Raw genomic sequence first — 21911 nt, 5'->3', positions numbered from 1 at the left:
GATGGATGCTGAAGCGTGGTAACTCCAGTCTCCTCGGTCCGGTCCGAATGGACAACCTCTCGAAAGCTCACACCTAGAACTCCTCTTGAAAGCGTATCTAGCTTCAAAGGGCGTGTCGAAACGCGGTCTCCGGCTCGGCTTCGGTCACAAGATCGAGGACATTTACGAAGCCGCAGTGGCCCTAGGAATGCCGCCGATTGGGAACGTGAAGATGATTGCCAACAACCTTGACCTGATGAATTCTCAGCAAGATTTTAGGTACCCGTCGGGGTACAAGCTGAATGTCCCGCCGCCGAGCTTCTGCCGAGAAACGTATAACGCTCTCCACACAGCGATCGAGCCGAGGATCCCCACCGAGGTACTGAAAGCCAACCTCAAATTTCATTGGGATTTTCGGGGGAAGACTGTCATTTGGAAGGACGAATAGCCCGAGGATGATCTTCCCCATCTACGTTGGCGTTCTTATGGCGCTGCTGTCAGCATCCGCCATTGGCGGTGGCGGCAAGGCGATCTTGTTGGGATGGCCGCCTCGCTGACAATGGCCGGGATGGGCACTCGCCGGCTGGCTAGGTTCTTAGCAGGCCATAGCCGGCTGTCTGGTGGAGATCGTCTTTCAGGGCTTTGATCGTCTGTGAAAGGTCGCGAACCTTGTCCATCAGCGTCTGAATGGTCGCCCCGATGGGCTGGATCTTAACGCCTCAATCGTCGCGAGAAGCTCAAGGTAGACGTGGTTCAATTGAACTTTCTCCCTTCGAGAGCTCTCAATGGTGATCGACATGTGCGACCAGGCTCGATCAATTGCCTGTTCGCTTATCCTTCATCGACAAGCGGACGCGTGCCGCCACCTCCCTTCCGTCACGCGAAGGACCCAGCCGGCGAGACCAGACGGCGTGCGTGGCGCAATCTTCTATGTGACGAGCGGCGAGATCGCGTGTGTCCCGCCGTGATGGGATCATCTATTCGTCGAGCGCGGCGCTGGCGCCATCATCGTCGATATCTGCAAACCCTGGGATGATCCAGCAGCTTCTCCTTCGACAGCAGCCCGGCGTCCTCGAGCGCCTCGAAATCCGGCAGCTGGCGCAGCGTGTCGAGCCCGAACTGCGACAGAAAAGTTTTGGTCGTCACATAGGTGTAGGGCGCGCCCGGCTGCGGGCTGCGCGGCCCCGAGGCGACCAGCTGCTCAGCGCGCAGCACGCCGATCAGGTCACGTGACACCTCCTTGCCGAAAAAGCTCGACAGCTCGCCACGGGTGATCGGCTGGAAATAGGCAATGCACATCAAGACAAGCGCCTCCGCCTGCGACAGTTCTTTTGCTCCCTCGCCCGCTGCCGTGCCGAAGGCTGCGTGAATGGCGTCGCCAAAAACCTTTTTGGTCCGGTGCTGCCAGCCGCCGGCGACCGCGACCAGCTCGTAAGGGCGGCCGGCGAGTTCGGCGCGAATGTCGTCGATGATCAGCTCGATATTGCAGTTTTTTCCCACCACCCGCGCGAGGACACTACGTGTCACCGGTTCATTTGCCGCAAAGATCACCGCTTCGACGCGGGCCATCCATTCGCACCAGCGCAGCTCCGGCGGCAGATGTTCCAGTTCGGTGTCGAGCAGCGCCGGCTGATCGTTTGGCTTGCGGCGGGCGGACGCTTCGCTCATCGCTACAGCCCGAACAGCCGGAATGTGGGGCGGCCGGAGAGCTCGCGCACGACCTCCAGTTGCTGCAGCCGTTCGAACAGCCGTCGCGATGCAAAGCGCGACAGATTGTCCGTCGTCAGCGATCCGGACACGGCGTCTTCACTGAGCAGCAGAAAGATTACGTCGCCGGCGCCTTTGGCGCGCAGTTTCGGCGCCACCGCCAGGAGTTTTTCGGCCCGGCGCGACAGCTCGGCGGCCAACCGACAAGCGTCCGCGGCGGCCGCGACGAGCGCGATGCAAACCGCCCGCTCAAAATTCTTGTCCCCGGGCCGGATGCGCCGGCCACCGCCGGCCTCGGTGCGGAAAGATGGTCCAAAACCCTGCGCCATTAGGAGCGGCAGGGGCTGCGGCCAGCCCAGGCGTTGCGCCAGTACCAGGTCGGCGAGCCACCAGCCAAAGACTTCGGCATCGGGACGCATGGCGACGACCTCAGCGGCGATCGCCGCGGCGTCGAATGGCGCCGACCGCTGGGATACCCCGAGTTTTTCGATCTGCGTGCAAAGGTCGGCGAGCGCGGCGCCGTCCCAATGGAGGCCAAGCTGGTCGAGTATCTTCCCGAGCCGGCCGGGCGTAGCGGCGGGCGGCTGCCTGGCCAACTGCCGCCAGGCGCCAAAGACGGCGCCTGCGGGACCGGGGTCAGCACGTAGGGGACGCAAATGCCAGGCATCGCGCAAGGCGGCCGCATCCTCGGCGCGGCCGGCGAGCCGCATGCTGGAGGCGGCGCAGCGAACCGCCAGCCGCTGCCGCCAAGCGCCGGCCCAGGCTGCCTGCGCGCGGGCGAGCGTGTCGAGGGCACCCAGGGCGGCGCCGGCCCGGAAGGCGGCGTCGCCGTCACTCGGCGCGCCGGCGCTTGTGATCGCCCACGCGGGAACGGAGGGCGGCGCAGAGGAGCTGGCGGTCGCGGGATCGAGGCGAATCATAATTTGGAGAGTAAAGTGCCGGTGCGCTTTTCGCCATGATTTTCGTGCCAAAACGCACAGCCTGTCGGATCAGCACAACGACTGATAGTGTTGCATTATCAATCTCTTCACGAGTTCGTCCCTGCTAAGCCATTTGGCCAACAAGTAAGTCTCGACAGGGCACCTTTTTGCGCAGCCGGACGAAACTCCGTTCGGAAATGTGCCGGCTCGCGGCGTAGGAGCCTGCTCAGGTTCAGATGTCATGAAGGCATCTAACGCCCGATCTGCCGCGCAACTTCGGTCCCATATTCATTGCCGACGGGGTATCTGAGGGCGACGTTTTTTGCGGGTTTTTCCTGGTCGGCTTTGGAGGTGATGCTGGCGCCGATTGTCACAGGCTACTTCACTATCTGTTCCTTGACCGATGAGATCTTTTGCGCTGCGGCGCTCCCGTCTTTGCTGTGGGTCACCTTCTGACCCAAGCCCCAACGTACACACGCGGGAGTGTCCTACAAGCCATCGGTTTCGACAGATCGGATGGATTGGGCAGGCGAGCCCAAAAGCTGCGAGCTTAGAGCGGTTATAAATCGTAGTTGTAGCTGTGTAACAAACTGTGTAACAAAAAGCGCGAAAAGACTAGTATTTTCAGTATCATAGAGGTGAAAGGGAATCCCTCCCTCTCCGCCATCCCGCCGATTGCATGCCATAGTGCGATATTCTGCGAGATAGCTACCCAACGATCGCCGATTGCCGCACGGGATGCGTTCTCAGTATCACTGACCGTGACGCTTCGATCCACTCAACGATGGATCGCCGCTTGATATGCAAGGAAGCCGCATATGGAAGTCCGCCCCTTCGAGATCGATATCGCTGATTCGCGACTTGCGGATCTGCAGCGTCGCCTCCTCGCGGCACGCTTGCCGGCCAGTCTCGATCGTGAGGCGTGGGACGATGGCACAAGCCTCGCCTTTATCGAGCGACTGGCGGATCACTGGCAAAATCGATTTGACTGGCGGGCTCAGGAGACCCGGCTCAACCAGCTGCCGCAGTATAAGGCGGCGATCGACGGGCTCGACATCCACTTCGTTCACCAACCGGGTACCGGTCCGGCGCCGCTGCCTCTCATCCTCACGCATGGCTGGCCGGGTTCCTTCGTCGAGATGGAACTTATCATTCCAATGCTGGCGGATCCGGCGGCTTATGGTGGCGATCCGGCGGACGCCTTCCACGTCGTCGTGCCTTCCTTGCCGGGGTTTGGCTTTTCGCAAGCGCCCACAGATGCGGGCGTAAGCTCCAGGCAGATCGCCGAACTATGGCTAAATCTGATGCGTGGGCTGGGCTATGATCACTTCGGAACGCAGGGCGGTGATATCGGCGCCGGCGTTTCGACATGGCTGGCACGACTGTTCCCCGAAAGCGTTACAGGCGTTCACGTCAACTACATCCCCGGAAGCTATCGGCCGCCGATCGGAACAGGTTCCCCCACTGTGACACCGGAGGAACAGGCCTTCCTGGATAGAGCGGCGTCGTGGGCCGGCGCTGAGGGCGCCTATGCTCAGATACAGGGCACGAAGCCGCTGACGCTCGCCTACGCACTTACGGATTCGCCTGTCGGGCTGGCGGCGTGGATTGCCGAAAAGTTTCGCGCGTGGAGTGATTGCGACGGCGATGTCGAGCGCATCTTCACGATGGATGCGCTTCTCACCGACATTTCCCTCTATTGGTTCAGCAACACCATCGAGGCATCTTTGCGGCTTTATAAGGAAAATCGGCTTCGTCCCCTTTCCTTCGAAGGCGCCGAGCGCATCATTCCACCGCTCGGCGTAGCCCTGTTTCCGCGCGAGCTGTCGATGCCGCCCCGTTCATGGGTCGAGCGCGTCTTCGACGTAAGCCGATGGACGATCATGCCCAAGGGCGGCCATTTCGCCGCAATGGAGCAGCCGGCGCTGCTGGCCGACGATATTCGCGCCTTCTTCCGCCCTATGCGTCCGTCACCCTGACATGCACGTTAGAGGGCTATGGCGTAGACATAGTGCTCATCATCGTCGGTCGTGGCCCGCCAGATTTCTCTCCTGACAGATTGATTTTGCAGGATAGTTGTCGACGTCACTTGCCTCCATTTCCCCTTACGGCTGGGTAGCGCCTTTCGGCCCTTGCACTGGTATTCTCTGCATCGCTGCCATCATCGCCTTGATGCTTGCCAGCGCGGTCTTCCGCTACAGGCAGCGCGACATGCCGGAAGACCGCCCCCAAAAGGAAATCCCGGTTGTTTGACTGGCTTACTGGCCGCCTTCGCCGGGTCAGCCTGAGATAATTTCGTAGCTAAGGATCTGAGCGTCGCTGAGGGACGACCTCCGTCCAGGCGAGATGACGCCGGAGCCGAACAGGAGAACGGCTTCACGGCGCACGAACACTTCATGGTCGGGTCCAGTCGACACAAATGTGCCCGACGAGCTTCGCTCAACAAGCCCCGCCCTGCCGTTCGAAATGGTGAAGGTCGCGTGGTGTCTTGAGACCCAGGGGCGCGGGACGACGATATTGCATTCAGGAGATCGGCCGACGGTCACGAATTCGTTGTTGCGGCAGGATCGCAACTGATCTCCATAGCGGATGATTAGATTGATGTGCCTTGGCGGGGCGAACCGCCTGTCGATAATGGTGCCCCGGTTGGCGATCTGCGTAGTGAGGGCGGCCCCATCGTCGCTACCCAGGGTATAGACGTCGAAGGGCTCTTCCTTCCCCTTGAATGGCATTTTGTCGATGAGCCGCAAGGAACCGCGGCCCTCTGAGGAAAGGGCTTCGAAAAAGCTCTGGCTGATCAGCACCTCCCCCGGGTTGGCCGTGGTGGACAACCTCGCGGTGACATTGACAACGTCGCCGAATACTTCGCCCCGCGTGCGAATAACCGCCCCGAAGTGCAATCCGATCCGGGTGGTCAGCGACCCTTTCGTCAGCTGGCCGACAATTTGACGGACGGCCCTCAGCGCCGCCTCTGGCCTCTCGAACAGGCTAAGCACGTCATCGCCCTTCGAGTGAATGAAATCACCGCCGTGCCGGGCGGCGATCTCGCGTATCGCGTCTAGGCAATCCGAGACCTGCTGCAGAGCGGCATCGTCGCCGATGCGCTCAGAGCGGCGTGCTGCCCACCACATCGGCTAAGAGGACTGCGGCAAGAACTCTTTCCTGATCCATAATCCTAAAGCTCCGGCACCGGCTTAACTCTTAACTGAACTTGCCACCGTCCCCGAGTCCTTGATGCTTTGCGTTGTACAATGCACGGCAGCACGGCCTGGCGCTACAGGCAGCGCGACATGGTCGGCATGGTCGCCTGCCTTCTGATGGCCATTCTCGCGGTTATGGTGCCGGCGCTGCCGGCGAGGCCCGTGACTTCCGCGATCACACCATATGCAACTGTGGCCCGTCTGTTAGCCTATCCTGGCGGCGGACCTCATTTCCGCCTTAAGGCCGGCGCCACCCCCAGGAGCCCACCCAAACATACCCCAACGGTGCCGGCCCTTTTCCCTGGAACATCTCTGAAATCGTCGAGCACACCCTTGCGGGGCGAAGCTTGCGCGCGCGATGCTGCATCATGAGGGCAGCGGTCTATCCCTTAGTTGTCGCGGCAATATCTATCGGCACTGCAACAGCCGAGACGCCAAAGGAGGCGTATGAACGCTGTCTGGCGACCGCCGAGGATAAATTGGGGTGGTCGGGACGTTACGCCAGCGCGGCTTGTCGAACACGCTGACTATGTAGATGGTTCTTGCGGCTCAGGCACGGCTGGCATACTTCACCTTGCCCCACTGACTGCATTGAGGACACAAAGGACGGAGATAGGCCAACTTGTCGCCCGGAATACTTCCCGAACTGGTGATCGTCAGGCTGCTGCCCTCGAAACCCTCCAAGCTATAGGATTCCCAGGTGCCGCTGAGAGGTTGGTCGTCTTCTCGCAGTTTCAAATACCCGGTGCGACCGCATTCGCAAACCAGCTTTTCCCGCAATACAGTTAAGAGCACTTAGGACAGCCTCCGACGATGCGGCGAACAGGCCCGAAGCCACCATGGACATTTGGTATTCGAGTCTCCCGCACTGCCAAAGCTACAGGCGTATTGGCGATAGCTCAACTAAGACTGAAGTCCCCTAAGCCTCTCTCGAAGGTCGGCTTCCACTCGCGATTGGCCTGGATGCCCTCGCAATCAGGAACCACCGTGAAAAACACCGGCCGGTGGCGGGCTTTTCATTTGGCGGTGGGGCTAGCGGGATTAGCGGGCAAAATGCCGTCGCTTTCGAGTGTCAGCAGATGTGGTAAGGTTGATTGTCGGCGAGTGGCGGAGGTCCAGCAACAATGACTTTGAGACGAACCGGAGCTTACGGCACATCCGGCTTGGTTCTAGCGCTTTGCATTGTATTTGCTTGGCAGAACGCCGCTGCCGCTCAAAATTGCGACACAGCCGCGGCGCCTGGCGTCGATTGGCAGGACTGTGACAAAAAGCTTCTCATCCTAAAAGGACAGGACCTGAGCGGGGCGAACCTGATCGGTGTTGATTTCACTTCGACCGACCTCAGGAACAGCAATCTCCTTGCGGCAAATTTTGAGAAGGCAACGCTTGTGCGTGCTTCCCTGGCCGACTCGACCGCCAAAGGCGCCCGGTTCGACAAAATCGAGGCCTACAGGACCGACTTCAGCCATATGGACGCGCAGGGCGCTGTGTTTACGGGCGCGGAAGTGCAGCGCTCGAATTTCCAGGACGCCAATCTGACCAATGTTGATTTCACAAAGGCGGAATTGGGTCGGGCGCAGTTCCATGACGCCGATATCAGCGGCAGCCGCTTTTCGTTTGCCAATCTCGCGCGGGCGGACTTCCGAGGAGCGACGTTCACCGCGCCGATTGACTTTGACCGCGCTTTTCTCTTTCTGACCCGTATCGAGGGCCTCGATCTTTCCAATTCGGCGGGTCTATCCCAGTGGCAGCTCAACATGGCTTGCGGAGACGCCCGGACCGAGTTGCCTTCTGGCTTGACGAGGCCTGAAGATTGGCCCTGTAGCGAGCCATAGGCTCGGCCCTGTCGCTGCCGGGGCTGAAATCGCCAAGCGCGCCCTTGCGGGGGCGAAGCTTGCCCATCATGCTTTAGCGCATCAATCTGGGAGGCGGCGATGACTGAACGTGAGCACGAGATACTCGCAAATGCTTGGGCGCAGGCAACAGGAGCGCAACAGATCCTTCAGGCGCTTCTCATCATGCTGAAAAAGTCTGGCACGTCGCGCGAGTTTTTGGAGCAGGTGTTTGATCTCGCGGTTCAGCCGTCTGAGGCCATGGCGTTGAGCGACGATCAGACGACTCGGGCGATCGCAGTGAGGACGGTTCAGGTCGTGGATCACTTTCGCGCTAACGTCCTTGGTTGACGATTGAACCTCGTCCCGCTCGGAGCAGCCGCTTGCCTCCTGATGGCCGGCATGGGCGCCTATATGCTGTTTCGCTTGCGCCTTTTCGTGAGGAGACTATGGGCAAGCATTTCCGCGACGAACAGATCGAGGAATTCCTAAAAGCCTACGTCGCGAGGTTCCCGGACGCCGTAGAGCGAATGGAACATGTCATGTTGAATCCGTTCGACGATAATGACGAGCTGATGTCCCAGAACTTCCGCGAGATTTATCAGGTCGCACAAGTCGATGGAATTCTTCACGGCATACGCGACGCATGAGCCGAGTGCGATCCATCATTTGGTCAGGGACGTCGCGAGACCTGTGTCGGATGGGCTTGGCCCAAGGGAGCGAGAAAAATCAAATATTGACGCGCCGCTTGGCTGAGGCCTGGATAGGCAAGATGCCCCACCGGAATCAGCCGGCAGGCGCCGCGTTCGGGTTGGGGCAATCAGTCAATTGCTCACACGCAGAGGGCCGATCGCCAACTCCGCCATAACGTTCCACCAGTTTTGCGAATCCGTAGGCGAAGGCGAAAAGAAGCGCCAGGACAGCCAACATTCGGACGGCCATGCGGGATTATAGCACGATCATCCCGGCGCGTTTGTTTAGGCTTGCCTAATGTAATATGATCTCTTGCCAGCCGGCACCCTCACGCCGGTTAGGCCCGGTGGTCAAACCCCAAGCCCCCCGCCCCTGACCACTGGGCCGCCAGTAGCCTCGCCAGCGCGCATGCCGACCGCTGTCTGCCAATGTTGGCGCGACCGGAAAGTGTATCGTTTTACTCAATTTCCAATTGCTGGACTCGCGTGATGCGTCGGTAGTTTAATTTTTGCATCAGGCCAAGGAGTGGAAGGGCGCAAACTGGGAGGAACTAGACACATGGATTTCGAATTCGACATCCGCCATCCGTCTGACGATCAGCCGTACGAAATCACCTCTTTCGCCCAAAAGTACGGCCTTACGATCCCAATTGCGGACGCCGTGCTCTTCGCCAAAGGACCGTCGCGGAGGGCATGTGACGCTGCCGCACTGGCTTTCCTCTGCGCTATTGCCGCGCAAGCCAAGAGACAGAGGGCGCAATAGGCCCGCCAGGCGGCCGGCGGGGTTCCTACGCCGCCGAGGCGTCCGCGCGTCCTGACGATCGCCTGTGGCCAGCGCCATGCACTGCAACGCCATACCGCGGGAAAGCCCTCCTGCTTGTCCAGCTATGGCCCGGAATGACCGTGCGGCGGTGACGCCTTGTTGCGTAGCAGCCAGCGCCCGATCGGCGGCCACTAGGCGACGAGGCCTTGCCTGATTTGGTTTACTTCTTCGATCGGGATCGGATGCCCGGTGAGGAAGCCCTGCATCAAATCTACCCCCAGGCGCTGCAACAATATGTACTGCTCTTCCGTTTCAACGCCCTCGGCGAGCACGACATGGCCGAGATTGCGAAGCAGTCCGACCATGTCCCGCAACAGGCTAAGGCCATGAGACGTCTGGCAATCGTGGAGGAAGCTGCGGTCGATCTTGACCACGTCGAATTTGAAACGGCGGAGCCATGTAAGGCCAGCAAATCCCGTTCCGAAATCGTCCAGCCAAATCTGAACGCCCAATTTTCGCAGCCGCTCCACGTTTCTTACCGCTTGCGCCTCCAGAAAGATGTCACTGCCTTCGGTGATTTCGATGGCCAGTTTCTGTGGCGCGAGGCCGTGCCGACCAAGGATTTCGGTGATCCGGAGTGAAAAGTTCGGAACCTTGAGCTGAAAAACAGATACGTTCACGGTCACGACCGAGCCCAATTCGTATTCGGCCATGTCACCGCAGGCTCGATCGACCAGCCACGTACCCAGTTCCACTATCGCGCCGGTTTGCTCGGCAACAGGTATGAATACGGACGGACTGATCATGGTACCGTCGAAGTCACATACCCGCATCAGAGTCTCGTGGCCCAGCACTCGTCCAGACGCCAGGTCGCAAATTGGCTGGTAAGCGACAGAAACGAGCTGGTTGGAAACTGCCAGCTTCAGCAGTTCTGAGAGATTTTCGCCGGAGCGATCCCGGCCGGTGGCGTGCGGGTCGTAAATTGTGAACGTAGCCCGACCCGCAAACTTGGACGCGTAGAGCGCGCGGTCAGCTTCCTGCAGCAAGATTCGAAGTTCTATGCTCTGATCGGCGCGCGTCAACGAGGCTCCGGCACTGATCGTGACAATGTTGAGCTTGTCACCCCGATCAGGGTGGTAGATGTCCAAGTTCTCCACAGCGCGACAAAATTGCTGCGTTATTTCGTGAAGGTGAGCCCGTCCGGTGACCTTGCAGAGAATGACGAATTCTTCTCCGCCATAGCGTGCCGCGACGGCGTTGTTCGAAGCCGCCATTTCGGAAAGGACCTGGGCGAGTTTGATCAGACAATCGTCGCCGGCTTGATGACCAAGTCCGTCATTGAACCTTTTGAAGTAGTCGACGTCGATCAGAATGAGGCCTATCTCGTCGTCGTCCGCGGCCCAGTCTTCGCGCAGCTCCGAGAACTCTCGAATGATCGCCCTCCGGTTTTTCATCCCCGTGAGCGGATCCGTGTCCGCGATCTCGGTTAGCTTCTGCCCCTTCCTTATCGCAGCCTGCTCCTGGAACTGTGCCCGAAGTGCGTGCAGGAAAGTCTGGTACCGCTCCAGGCTAAGTCGCCAGGAAAGATACAGCGACAACACCAGACAATTCACGAAATAGGCCGACAGCACGACCCGGCCCACGATGTCGGCCTGGAGGAAGAACAGCGCGGCGCACACAAAGCTTGCGGCGACCGTCGCGGAGGCAATGGCTGAAAGCCAAAACCGGAAGTTGAAGAACAAATTCGCACCGAGGATAAATACGGTGCCAAAAATCATGAAATGGGAGAGGGCTTCTTGATGCTCTGTTCCAAGAGCGGATACGAGCCATCCAAGGGCACCGGATACAATCGCCAGCGCTGCTACAAGGTGCAAGGTGGCAAGGGCGAAGCCCCGTCGGGCGACAAATTCGACAAGCGCCAAGGAAGTGAGCCCAAGCGTAACGCGGGTCAAAACAAGCCGATCGGCGATATCCGGAAAAAGAAACCAATCGAAGAGGCCATAGGCCACATAGCTGAGTACAGCAGCCGCAATACCCCATCGCACGAGACTGCGATTTTCATCGGCATCTTTCTGCAGGAACAGTGCCAGGAGTTCCGGATCGGCCGAATGCCACCGCGGGCGTGCAATTGCAACCGCCACCTTCTGGGCAATGTCCTCGCTCAGTTGCATTGCAACACTCCTCTGCGATCTGCAGTCGCGAATGCAATAGCCGAGGTTGCCCGCCGTCGGAGAATGAAGGCGCCACTGTCCGCAGGAAAAGTCGGATGTCGCTAACCGACGGTAAACAGGCGGTTTGGATTTAGCCGGTTCAGGAGGGTGGATGACCACTCAATTGGCTAAAGTTTTATTAGAATTTTATTAAAATAGTTCGCATCATGCCGCGACACACCTATGCTGTTTGCCGTGGACCGGGCGGGGTAAACCGGAGACACGGCATGCCTATCGACCAAAAATTGCAGCTCGACGAATACAGCCTCGTCACCACCAGACTGATGAAAAGACATGCCCCTACCTCTGAAGGGACGGCCGACTCCGACGAGTTGAGGAACAGCGCGGTCCAGCTCGCCCTGATACTGGATCTTGCTTATCAAGCCTTCGCGCGGCACAAACCGGCCGCCCTCACCGTCGACCGCCTGGCAGGCAGGCTCCATAAGCTCCGCCGGCAGGTTGCTCCCGCGGTCTGGCAGAAACTCGTCCCTTTGGCTCAGCAGCACCGGGTCGCGGAATACTTGATCCAGGACCCGTTCACCCGTTGGTCGGTCGAAAAACCGCGCGGGTATTCTGGCGATGCAGGCTTGCTGGACATTTACTACAAGCATCCCACTGCCGACGATATCGTGGCTTCATCGACCTCACTTGGTCGGCAAATTTACGCGTACACCAGTGAAGCTGCCAGTTCGGTGGCGGGGCGCGAGCGGCGGGATATTCTGGCCAGGACGGTGGACGAGACGGCCAGCAGTGTGGAAAAGGCGGAGGTGCTGGCGATTGCCTGCGGCCACCTGCGGGAAGCCGAACGCTCCGACGCGTTGGCCAAGCGTAAATTGCAACGTTGGGTCGGCCTGGACCAGGACCCCGTCAGCGTAGCCACTGTGAACCACGACTTTGCCGGCACGGCAGTCGAGGCGATCCACGGCTCTGTACGCGGCATCCTTCGCCGCGCCTACGCTCTTGGCACATTCGATCTCGTCTACGCATCGGGGCTTTACGATTACCTGCCGCGCGCCACTGGCGTCCGCCTGCTGCAAAGAGCCATGGAACTCGTCAAGCCTGGTGGCGAATTCCTGTTTGCCAATTTCAGCGACGAGATCACGACGGATGGTTACATGGAGACCTTCATGGATTGGCCACTCATCTTACGGTCGGCTGATGACATGTGGGACATCATCAATGCCGCCCTCGGCGGGAGCTCTTTCGAAGCGCATGTATATTATGGCTCGAACCGAAATATCGTTTACGGCAAAGTCAGGAAAGGCAACCTCTAAGAGCCTAAGGGCGTTCTGATTGCCGTTTGATGCACCGGTGCATCGGCAATGGGCGAGAACGGATTTCTAAGCCTTTGCTGCTACTCAATCGTCCGTGGCCGGAGTTTTCCGACAGTGTCGCAGCGCGCATTCATCATCCTGCTCATCTTGCTGGCAGCGCTTGTCGCGCCGTCGGCAACATCGTTTGCCGGCGCGATGATCGGCTTCCTGATCGGCATCACGGTCGCCTTCTTCATCGCGATGCCGGGAGCCGCCATCGGCTACGCGTTGAATCGGGCCGGTGTTCCGGTGACGGGCGAGCAACTCGTCTGGGCTGCCGGCGGCCTCTACGCCGTGTTCGTTCTTGCCGCGGCCGTGCAGGCCTGGCTGCGGCTCCGGCGCGGCGATATGGACGGAGCGCGATCAGCGGCGTTGCGGATGGCCATCCTGATGGCGCTGCCGCTGATCGCCTGGCTGTCGCTAAACGCCATGCAACGCAATTGGCCCTGATCCCTACCCCTGTTCAGCTCTCGAAATAGCTGACACGGTCGAGATCGGCCATGAGCCTCGGCCCGGTCGGCAACCATTCCAGCATAGTGCGGGTCTGCTCGCTGGAAGCCGACAAGTCCCTGCCTATGAAATGGCCGAGGAAGCCGAAGTGCCCGGCCGCCTCCTCGTGGCTCTTGGAAACGACCGGCAGATTGAGGCGGCGGCCGATGATCTCGGCGATCTCCCTGGTCGCCACGCCCTGTTCGCCGACGGCATGATAGCTGGCGCCGCCGGCGCCCTTCTCCAGCGCCAGCCTGTACAGCGTGGCGGCATCGGACCGGTGCACCGCAGCCCAGCGATTCATCCCGTCGCCGACATAGGCCGAGACGCCCTTTTCACGCGCGATGGCAATCAGCATCGGCACGAAGCCGTGGTCACCGTCGCCATGGACGGTCGGCGCCAGCCGCACCGTCAATGCGCGCACGCCGCGCGCGGCAAGCGCCATGGCCGTCGCTTCGGAAGCGCGCGGCATGGCGACGGAAGGAGGCGCGGGTTTGTCGTCCTCGGTCGCTGGCCTTCCCTGCGCAAACCCGGCGAGGCCGGAGGTGACAAGCAGCGGCCGCTCCGAACCTTCCAGCACCGCGCCGAGCGTTTCGATGGCGCGCTGGTCGGCTGCGCAACTGGCGGCGAATTTCGAAAAGTCGTGGTTGAAGCCCGTATGGATGACGCCATCCGCCTGGGCGGCACCGCTGCGCAGGCTGTCCAGGTCCTCGATATCGCCGCGATGCGCCTCGGCCCCTGCGGCGGCGATCGACGTCGCACCCGCTTCCGAGCGCGCGAGGCCAAGCACCTGATGGCCCGCCTGAAGTAACTCCCGCACAATTGCCGAACCGACAAAACCGGTGGCACCGGTAACGAACACACGCATGATGATTTCTCCTCGGGTTTGTCGAAGGCCCGCTTGGGGCACCCCGCATGCCGAAGGAGATAGAAGGTTGAGATCATACGATCTATGCTGTAAAATCCGAAATATCTTCGCAATCGTCCGGGAATGCTCATGGATCCGCTGTCAGACGTGCTGTCGCTGCTGAAACCGCGCAATTATCTCTCCGCAGGCCTGGAAGCCGGCGGCGACTGGGCGATCCAGTTCCCCGACCAGCAGGCCGCCATCAAATGCGGCGCCGTGGTTTCCGGCCAATGCTGGCTGTCGGTCGAGGGTGTCACGGAGGCGGTGCGCCTGGACGCCGGCGACTGTTTCCTGCTGCCGCGCGGCCGGCCTTTCCGGCTTGCCAGCGATCTCGGCCTGCCGACGGTCGATGCAAGCACGATCTTCTCGCCGGCGCGCACCGGCGGCATCACCACCCACAACGGCGGCGGCGATTTCCTGCTGGTCAGCAGCCGCTTCGCGCTGTCAGGCGACCATGCCGGCATTCTGCTGCGGATGCTGCCGCCCATCGTTCACATTCGCGCCGAGAGCGATCATTCGGCGCTACGCTGGCCAGTGGAACGGATGATGTGGGAATTGCGCCAGCGGCGTCCCGGCGGCTTTCTCATCGTCGAGCATCTCGCCCATATGATCCTGATCGAGGCCTTGCGCCTGCATATGACAGCGCAAGGCAATGTCGGCTGGCTGTTCGCGCTGACCGACAGGCAGATCGGCGCCGCGATCGCCGCCATGCACGAAGACCCGGCGCATGGCTGGACATTGCAGACGCTGGCCGAGCGCGCCGGCATGTCGCGATCGACCTTTGCGCTGAAGTTCAAGCAGACGGTCGGGGCCTCACCCCTGGATTATCTGACGCGCTGGCGCATGACGCTGGCCGGCGACCGGCTGATGCATTCGAGCGATCCGGTGTCCGTCATTGCCTTGGCGCTCGGCTATGAATCCGAAAGCGCCTTCAGCACGGCGTTCAAGCGCGTCATGGGCTGTTCGCCGCGGCAGTACAGCCGGCGCCTGGAAACGGAATCGCCGGCGCAGGGCGAACGCGAAGCCGCCTGACCCGGGGGGAGCGGCTACGGCCAAAGCCCCTTCGTCGCCTTCAGATTGCTGTCTATGTGCTCGCCATAGAAGACGCCCTGATCGTCCTTGAAACCCTGCTTGAATTTCCTGGTGGCCATGTTGGCCTTGGTTCTCTTGGCACCCTGGTTGTAGGCGATGGCGACATAGACGCTTTCATCATGCGTCAGGCTCTTCTTGCCGGCTCCGTAGAGTGCCTTGGTCTGCGCCGTCAGTTCCGACATGCCGCGGCTGAGCGTACCTTTCCAGGTCGCCCATTTCTCGTCGATGAAATAGTCCTTGTCCCCGTCGAAGAACTGGATGTCGTACTGGAACATGCCGAAGCCGTGGCAGAATTTGTCGGGGTTCTTGACGACATTTTTGTAGCCCGAATTGATCGCGGCAATGCGCACCAGAGCGGCACGCGCGACCTTGAACATCTCCTTGCCCCTGGCATGGCTTTCGAGGTCGGCGCGGTTTTTCGGAAAGGCGGACGCACGCCTGGGGAAATCGATCGTGTCGCCCTCGGCGACGGAGGCGCCGCGGAAAAACTATCCCAGCGTCACCAGACGTTCGAGGAAACGCCCTTTCCCTGCATGGCGCTCACGGATCGATCTAAGCCGGACATGAAATTCCTCGGTGCTGCCTTGTCTTTCGGCAAGCGCCGCCAGATCGGAAAGAAGCGCCGCCGCCTTGTCGTAACCGGCGGGATTGCGCCGCCCGATCTCGATCTCGACCTCTCCCCAGACGTTTTCACCCCGCTGGCGAAGGGTCTCGAGCCGGACGTCACGGGCCTTCCCAGCCGCTTCCGCTTGCAATCGCCGCTGCGCCTCCGCCAGCTCCGCCTCGGCGCGCTTGCGGGCAAGGCGGATTCCTTCGGCCCGCGCCTGCAGATCCGCTGCTGTGCGCAAAGGATCAGGCGAGATCGTTTCGGGTTCCAGACGTGCCCGAATCGTGGCCCGCAACTCGGCGGACATATGGGGCTCATCACTGAAAAACCGCATGAGCAGACTGGTTTTCTCGGCGTCGCTCATCGCCGCGACCACCGGCCGGGCCATATCCGGTGCCGGGCCATCGTGAGCTGTTGTCGCGCTTCGCTCAGCCGCCGCCTGGACGAGCTCACGGTCGATGCCGAAGAACGCGGCAAACGCTTCGAGCGCCTCGGTCAGCGGCCCGATTCCCGGCATCGGCTCCGGCTCATCGGGTTCAATCGTGTCGGTTTCGACGGCCATCAACCAAAGCAGATAGAAAAGCCGAAGATCGCCCGCGATTAGATCGGCCCGCAACGGTGCCAAGACCGCGAGCCAACCCGAGTCGTCGTCGTCCCGGTGCTCGAACTCCAACTCGTCGCGCGAGATGCTTATAATGACGTTCTCGCCGGCAACCCTGAGCATGACGTCGTCGGTCGCTCCCAGGAAGGCGCCCATGCGATCCCGATCAACCAGCCGGGCCGGCAGCTTGATCATCAGGCGGCGGGAGCCCCAATTGGCCCAATAAAGATGAAGATCGAACCAGCGCTCCATGAGCTCGTCCGGATCGCCTTTGAAATCCCCCCACTCGTAGAAATTGGTGAAGCTCGTGGCGGTGATCCGCGCCCGCGATGACAGGTCGCGAAGCGCCCGGCGATCCGCGTTGCTAAGGGGGCGATCGACTGCCTGGAATTCGTAGTATTGGTATTCGCTCATCGTCGCTCTCGGGATTGACACAAGTGTGTGGCTGGGGGATCGATAGCATAAGGCCGGGCCGGGGCTCCATCGACGCGACTGGACGCGATGAAAAAGGAAGATCTGGAAAAGCTGCTCTCCAACGACAGCGGTGACTTCGAGTTGTATCCGATAGACCGCTATCTCCATGCCGTGGCGACTGAACGGCAGGTGCCGGATCTCGCAATCGCAGTCTGCACGATCAGGATAGAAGAAGCAGCGCCTGCGCTGCGCGCTGTCCTTGAACGCGCCGCCAATGGACAGCCTTTGTCGGACGATGAAGAAATGTTGCTCTTCAGGGGCGTGTATATCCTCGGCGGCGCCCGCGACACCCAGGCATGCCAACCTTTGCTGCGTCTGCTGCGCCGCCCTGGGAAGGAGGCCGAACGGCTGCTTGGCGACGCCACAACCGAAACCTTGTCGCGCATCATCGTAGGCGTATTCGACGGCGACGCCGACGCGCTGTTCGGCATCATTGCCGACCGCTCCGCCGACGAATTCATCCGCGACGCGGCGTTTGGCGCGGTGACCTTTTTGACCTGGGAAGGTCGCATCGAGCGCGACCGGACAAGGGATTTCGTGGAACGGTTCTACAGGGAGAGGCTGGCCGACGACTGGGATTACGCGTGGGTCGGCTGGCTGCAAGCCATCGCGATGCTGGCCCTGCGAGACCTCGTTCCGCTTGTCTACACCGCTTGGGATGAGGGCCGCATCCCGGAAGATGCGCTTGAACGCAGTGATTTCGAAAGCGACCTGCGGGAAGCCGAGCAGCAACCCGGCGACATCGGCCGGTTCGATCGCGCCAGTCTGAGTTATATCGAGGATGTCCTTGTGGCACTGGATTGGACCCGCGGCCTTGACGATGACGACGGCATCGAGCTCGGCGACGACGATTTCGATCTTGCTGAGGACGAAGCCTCATGGCTGGACCGGGCCTTGTCCAGCGTGACTCCAGCTACCAACCCTTGGCGCGACGTCGGGCGCAACGATCCGTGCCCTTGTGGAAGCGGCAAGAAATTCAAGAAATGCTGCTTGGCAAACGCGGAATGACGGGGTGACGCGTCAAGTCAAGGAAAGCCCGTCCTCAGTCCAATCCATCGGCCCCATGCGCCGCTATCGCGCTTAGGAATATCGCGCCGAACTCCTTGAGCTTGGCCGCACCGACACCGTTCACCTCGGCGAAATCGTCGAGGTCTTGCGGGCGACGCTCGGCCATGTCGATCAGCGTGCGATCGGAAAACACCACATAGGCCGGCACCTGGCGCTCCTTGGCCAGGCGCAGCCGCAGCGTCTTGAGCGCGGCGAGCAGCGACGCATCGACATTTTCGCCCTGGGGAGTCTGGCCGGCACGAGCCGCGCGGCGCGCCGAGCGGGTGCGCGTCTCGACGCGGTACTGGAACGGAACCTCGCCACGGCCGAGCGCATGGCCTTTTTCGGCGATGGCGAGGCCGCCATGACCGCCCGGATCCGGCATCAGGAAACCATTCGCGACCAATTGGCGGATCAGCGACAGCCAAAAGTCCTTCTTGTGCGCGGCACCGCTGCCGAAGCCGGCCAGCCGGTGATGGCCTCTTGCCGCCACCTTCTCGGTTTCATGGCCAAGCAAGATGTCGATGACATGGGCCGCGCCGAAGCGCTCGCCGCTCTGCGCCACCGCCGTCAGGATGATGCTCGCCTCGGCGGTGCCATCGGCGCGTGGCGCCTGCTCCAGGCAATTGTCGCAATTGCCGCAAGGCGAAGCCTCTTCGCCGAAATAGCCGAGCAACACCTGGCGCCGGCACTCCGCCGTCTCGCAATAGCCGATCAGCGTGTCGAGCCGGCCATGCGAGCGGCGCTTGTGCTCGGCAGCAGCGTCCTCGTCGTCGATGAACATGCGGCGCATGCGGATATCGCCGAGGCCGTACAGCATATGCGCTTCCGCTGCTCGCCCGTCGCGGCCGGCGCGGCCGATTTCCTGGTAATAGGCCTCCAGGCTGCCCGGCAGATCGGTGTGGAAGACATAGGCGACGTCAGGCTTGTCGATGCCCATGCCGAAGGCGATGGTCGCCACCATCACGACGCCGGACAGCGTCATGAAAGCGTTCTGGTTGGCGTCACGCGCCTCCTTGCTCATCCCTGCGTGATAGGCGAGCGCGGTGACGCCGTTCTTCTCGAGGAAGGCCGCCATCTCCTCAGTCTTCTTGCGCGACAGGCAGTAGACGATGCCGCTCTTGCCCTGATGTCGCTCGATGAAGTTGAGCAACTGCCGCTTGCTGTCCTGCTTGGGCTCGATGGCAAGCTTGATGTTGGGCCGGTCGAAGCCAAGCACCTGCGTTTCCACACGCCCGCCAAACAGCCGCGTCTCGATGTCTGCCCGCGTCGTCTCGTCCGCCGTCGCCGTCACCGCGATGATCGGCACGTCGGGAAAGATGCCGCGCAGCTGCGACAGATCTTCATATTCGCGCCGGAACGCCGGCCCCCATTGCGAAATGCAATGCGCCTCGTCGATGGCGATCAGGCTGACATCGAGCCTCGCCAACGCATCGAGCATGCGCTCGGTCATCAGCCGCTCCGGAGCGAGGTAGAGCAGACTCGTCTGCCCCGACGCGACGCGGCGCCAGGCCGCGACATTGGCATCGCGGTCGATCGAGGAGTTGATCGTATCGGCGGCGACGCCTGCAAGGCGCAGTGCCGCGACCTGGTCCTGCATCAGCGCCACCAGCGGGGAAACGACAATGGTGAGCCCGCCCTTGACCAGCGCCGGGACCTGATAGCAGAGCGACTTGCCCGCACCCGTCGGCATGACGGCCAGCACATGGCGGCCGGCAAGCAGCGCCTCCATCACCGAAGCCTGTCCGGGGCGAAAATCGTCGAAGCCGAACACGTCCTTGAGAACGCGCCGCTTGGGATCGTGCGCCGGAACGCTCGTCGTAGATATCTGCATCACGGATGTTTTCGATCGGCCGCCCGAAGCAGGGGCATGGGGCAACGATTAGCGCAGCCCCCGTCCGACCACAACAAGCAGCAGCAACATCCCACCGATGATTGATCTGGCTGGTGCCGTTAATCCTATCTTCATCATGTTGCGGCACCGTCCAAACCCTGCGGCGATGTTTCGAGTACCGCTGCGCTACGAGCGCACAGGCAACAAACCCGCGTCTCCCAGGAGGCGCGGGTTTTCCGTTTCTGGAACAGACCTGAAAGGCGATCAGGCCAGGAAATCGGCCCGGTGCGGCGTAAAACTGTCGACCAGGCGCCCGGCCTCCAGCGCCTTGACGCCATGCACCAGATTGGACGGCACGATGAAACTGCCGCCGGTCTCGATAACAGCGGTACGGCCGTCTATGGTCACCTCGAAGCGGCCTTCGGCGACATAGCTGGCCTGGACATGCGGATGCGAATGCAGCGCGCCGACGCCGCCCTTGTCGAAACCGAATTCGACCATCATCAGCTCGTCGGTATGCAGGAGAACGCGCCGCCTGTTGCCGTCCGGTGTCGGCGTCCAGGCGCTCTCGCCGGGATGGGCGAAAATCTTCTGCTCGGTCATAGCAGTCTCCTCATCGCGCCAGCCAGCCGCCGTCGACCGGAACCACCGCGCCATGCATATAGTCGGACGCCGGCGCCAGCAGGAAGACGGCGGCGTCGCCTATGTCTTCCGGCCCGCCCCAGCGGCCGGCCGGGATACGCGCCAGGATCGCAGCACTGCGGTCGGGATCGGCGCGCAACGCCTCGGTGTTGTTGGTTTCGATATAGCCGGGCGCAATGGCGTTGACGTTGATGCCTTTTGCCGCCCATTCGCAGGCGAGCAGCCTTGTTATGCCGAGCGCGCCATGTTTCGACGCAGTATAGGACGCGACGCGGATGCCGCCCTGGAAACTCAGTACCGAGGCGATGTTGACGATCTTGCCGCGACGGCCGGTATCGGCCAGCACGCGTTTGGCAAAAGCCTGGCTCAAAAAGAACAACGTCTTCAGATTGACGTCGATGACGTCGTCCCAGTCGGCGTCCGAGAAATCGACCGCATCGGCGCGGCGGATGATGCCGGCATTGTTGACCAGGCCGTCGATCGGTCCGGTCTCTTCCCAGACCTGGTCGAGCATGGTCTTGGCGGCGGCATGATCGGCGAGATCGCACCGCACGGCCTCGAATTGCCCGCCGGCCTCGCCGACCTTCCTTTGCGTGTCGTCCATCGCCGAGCGGCCGACGCCGATGACGGTGCCGCCGGCGCGCGCGATCGAGATAGCGATGCCCTGGCCGATGCCGGTGTTGGCGCCGGTGACCAGGATGCGCCTGCCGGTGAGGCTGAAGGCGGAAGGGGCGCTCAACGCAGTTCGCCCAGCGGCACCGGATCGACATCGGTGTAGTCGACATTGTCGCCGGCCATCGCCCAGATGAAGGCGTAGTTCGACGTGCCGGCACCCGAATGGATCGACCAGCCCGGCGACAGCACCGCCTCCTCGTTGGCCATGACGAGATGGCGGGTTTCGTCGGGCTCGCCCATGAAGTGGAAAACGCGCGCCGTTTCCGGCAGATCGAAATAGAGATAGGCCTCCATGCGTCGGTCATGCACATGGCAAGGGATAGTGTTCCACACCGAGCCCGGCGCCAGCTGGGTCATGCCGACGACCAACTGGCAGGTCTTGACACCCTCGGCATGGATGAACTGGAAGATCGAGCGTTCGTTGCAGGTCTCCTTGCTGCCGAGGTCGAGACGCTTGGCGTCGCCGATGCGGATCAGCCGGTTCGGGTAGGCGTGATGCGCCGGCGCGCTGAGCAGATAGAATTTGGCCGGTGCGGCCTTGTCGGCCGACTTGAACGACACGTCGGTGCTGCCCATGCCGAGATAGAGCATGTCGCGCGCCTGCAATGGGTGGGTCTCGCCACTTGCCGTCACTGAGCCGGCGCCGCCGATGTTGACGATGATCAGTTCGCGGCGGTCGAGAAAATTCCTGGTCCCCGTCGGCTTGATCCCTTCCAGCGGCAGCTGCGTTGCCACCGGCACGGCGCCGCCGACGATCATCCGATCATAATGGGTATAGGTCAGGCTGACGCGGCCCGGCTGGAACAGGTCGTCAATATGGAAGTTGTGCCGCAACTCGTCGGTGCCCATGGACGCCGCGGCAACCGGATCGATGGCGAAACGCGAGGTAAAATCGGTATGCGGGTGACTTTGAGACATTACTGCTCC

20 protein-coding genes are annotated in these 21911 nt (G+C 61.4%); 9 read left to right on the top strand and 11 right to left on the bottom strand.

Annotated elements, in window-relative coordinates; all coding sequences use genetic code 11:
• Positions 1 to 984: 984 nt before the first annotated feature.
• The gene (locus FJV77_RS24385; RefSeq protein ID WP_063169436.1) at positions 985 to 1647 is read right to left on the bottom strand and encodes an SMC-Scp complex subunit ScpB; all 663 of its coding nucleotides are present in this window, start codon (positions 1645 to 1647) and stop codon (positions 985 to 987) included.
• 2 nt (positions 1648 to 1649) lie between these two features.
• Positions 1650 to 2606 carry a DUF1403 family protein gene (locus tag FJV77_RS24380; RefSeq protein WP_063169437.1) on the bottom strand — a complete coding sequence of 319 codons (957 nt, stop codon included), beginning with the start codon at positions 2604 to 2606 and terminating at the stop codon, positions 1650 to 1652.
• A gap of 818 nt (positions 2607 to 3424) precedes the next feature.
• Between FJV77_RS24380 and FJV77_RS24375 the strand changes: the two genes are divergently transcribed.
• The gene (locus tag FJV77_RS24375; RefSeq protein ID WP_142869144.1) at positions 3425 to 4585 is read left to right on the top strand and encodes an epoxide hydrolase family protein; all 1161 of its coding nucleotides are present in this window, start codon (positions 3425 to 3427) and stop codon (positions 4583 to 4585) included.
• A 300-nt stretch (positions 4586 to 4885) separates the two neighbouring features.
• On the opposite strand, the gene FJV77_RS24370 is transcribed toward FJV77_RS24375, so the two are convergent.
• Positions 4886 to 5737, bottom strand: coding sequence for an FHA domain-containing protein (locus FJV77_RS24370; protein WP_142869143.1), 852 nt, complete (start codon positions 5735 to 5737; stop codon positions 4886 to 4888).
• Positions 5738 to 6930: 1193 nt separating this feature from the next.
• Here FJV77_RS24370 and FJV77_RS24365 point away from each other — a divergent pair.
• From FJV77_RS24365 to FJV77_RS24350, 4 genes are all read left to right on the top strand, one after another.
• Complete coding sequence (locus FJV77_RS24365) at positions 6931 to 7641, top strand: pentapeptide repeat-containing protein (protein ID WP_142869142.1); 711 nt, start codon at positions 6931 to 6933, stop codon at positions 7639 to 7641.
• Between the two features lie 99 nt (positions 7642 to 7740).
• The gene (locus FJV77_RS24360) at positions 7741 to 7989 is read left to right on the top strand and encodes a hypothetical protein (RefSeq protein WP_142869141.1); all 249 of its coding nucleotides are present in this window, start codon (positions 7741 to 7743) and stop codon (positions 7987 to 7989) included.
• A gap of 98 nt (positions 7990 to 8087) precedes the next feature.
• Positions 8088 to 8288, top strand: coding sequence for a hypothetical protein (locus tag FJV77_RS24355; RefSeq protein WP_142869140.1), 201 nt, complete (start codon positions 8088 to 8090; stop codon positions 8286 to 8288).
• A gap of 601 nt (positions 8289 to 8889) precedes the next feature.
• Positions 8890 to 9093: a hypothetical protein gene (locus tag FJV77_RS24350; RefSeq protein ID WP_142869139.1), complete on the top strand. Its 204-nt coding sequence runs from the start codon at positions 8890 to 8892 to the stop codon at positions 9091 to 9093.
• A gap of 191 nt (positions 9094 to 9284) precedes the next feature.
• Here FJV77_RS24350 and FJV77_RS24345 read toward each other — a convergent pair whose 3' ends face one another.
• Complete coding sequence (locus FJV77_RS24345) at positions 9285 to 11264, bottom strand: GGDEF domain-containing phosphodiesterase (protein WP_142869138.1); 1980 nt, start codon at positions 11262 to 11264, stop codon at positions 9285 to 9287.
• Between the two features lie 266 nt (positions 11265 to 11530).
• Here FJV77_RS24345 and FJV77_RS24340 point away from each other — a divergent pair, with 266 nt between their 5' ends.
• Complete coding sequence (locus tag FJV77_RS24340; RefSeq protein ID WP_142869137.1) at positions 11531 to 12577, top strand: class I SAM-dependent methyltransferase; 1047 nt, start codon at positions 11531 to 11533, stop codon at positions 12575 to 12577.
• A 114-nt stretch (positions 12578 to 12691) separates the two neighbouring features.
• Positions 12692 to 13066, top strand: coding sequence for a hypothetical protein (locus FJV77_RS24335; protein ID WP_142869136.1), 375 nt, complete (start codon positions 12692 to 12694; stop codon positions 13064 to 13066).
• 13 nt (positions 13067 to 13079) lie between these two features.
• On the opposite strand, the gene FJV77_RS24330 is transcribed toward FJV77_RS24335, so the two are convergent.
• A complete protein-coding gene (locus tag FJV77_RS24330) occupies positions 13080 to 13973 on the bottom strand; it encodes an SDR family oxidoreductase (protein ID WP_142869135.1) in 894 nt (297 codons plus the stop codon).
• Positions 13974 to 14102: 129 nt separating this feature from the next.
• Here FJV77_RS24330 and FJV77_RS24325 point away from each other — a divergent pair, with 129 nt between their 5' ends.
• The gene (locus FJV77_RS24325; protein WP_142869134.1) at positions 14103 to 15044 is read left to right on the top strand and encodes an AraC family transcriptional regulator; all 942 of its coding nucleotides are present in this window, start codon (positions 14103 to 14105) and stop codon (positions 15042 to 15044) included.
• A 14-nt stretch (positions 15045 to 15058) separates the two neighbouring features.
• Here FJV77_RS24325 and FJV77_RS24320 read toward each other — a convergent pair whose 3' ends face one another.
• Entirely contained in the window at positions 15059 to 15481 is a 423-nt protein-coding gene (locus tag FJV77_RS24320) for a hypothetical protein (RefSeq protein WP_142869133.1), read from the bottom strand.
• A gap of 111 nt (positions 15482 to 15592) precedes the next feature.
• Positions 15593 to 16726: a hypothetical protein gene (locus FJV77_RS24315; protein WP_142869132.1), complete on the bottom strand. Its 1134-nt coding sequence runs from the start codon at positions 16724 to 16726 to the stop codon at positions 15593 to 15595.
• Positions 16727 to 16813: 87 nt separating this feature from the next.
• Between FJV77_RS24315 and FJV77_RS24310 the strand changes: the two genes are divergently transcribed.
• The gene (locus FJV77_RS24310) at positions 16814 to 17794 is read left to right on the top strand and encodes a DUF1186 domain-containing protein (RefSeq protein WP_142869152.1); all 981 of its coding nucleotides are present in this window, start codon (positions 16814 to 16816) and stop codon (positions 17792 to 17794) included.
• A gap of 34 nt (positions 17795 to 17828) precedes the next feature.
• Here the strand turns inward: FJV77_RS24310 and recQ are convergent, their stop codons facing one another.
• The 4 genes from recQ to kduI all read right to left on the bottom strand — a co-directional run bounded on the left by recQ (position 17829) and on the right by kduI (position 21902).
• Positions 17829 to 19667: a DNA helicase RecQ gene (gene recQ / locus FJV77_RS24305; RefSeq protein WP_142869151.1), complete on the bottom strand. Its 1839-nt coding sequence runs from the start codon at positions 19665 to 19667 to the stop codon at positions 17829 to 17831.
• A gap of 264 nt (positions 19668 to 19931) precedes the next feature.
• Positions 19932 to 20270, bottom strand: coding sequence for a cupin domain-containing protein (locus FJV77_RS24300; RefSeq protein WP_142869131.1), 339 nt, complete (start codon positions 20268 to 20270; stop codon positions 19932 to 19934).
• A 10-nt stretch (positions 20271 to 20280) separates the two neighbouring features.
• Entirely contained in the window at positions 20281 to 21048 is a 768-nt protein-coding gene (gene kduD / locus FJV77_RS24295) for a 2-dehydro-3-deoxy-D-gluconate 5-dehydrogenase KduD (protein ID WP_142869130.1), read from the bottom strand.
• Positions 21045 to 21902, bottom strand: a complete 858-nt coding sequence (kduI, locus tag FJV77_RS24290) for a 5-dehydro-4-deoxy-D-glucuronate isomerase (RefSeq protein WP_142869129.1) — start codon at positions 21900 to 21902, stop codon at positions 21045 to 21047. The genes kduD and kduI overlap by 4 nt, the downstream gene beginning before the upstream one ends.
• Positions 21903 to 21911: the final 9 nt, after the last annotated feature.

This window comes from Mesorhizobium sp. WSM4306 (genome assembly GCF_007003975.1).
Classification (GTDB): domain Bacteria; phylum Pseudomonadota; class Alphaproteobacteria; order Rhizobiales; family Rhizobiaceae; genus Mesorhizobium.
Note: the sequence above shows the minus strand (reverse complement) of the source record. Positions and strands in the feature narration are given on the sequence as shown.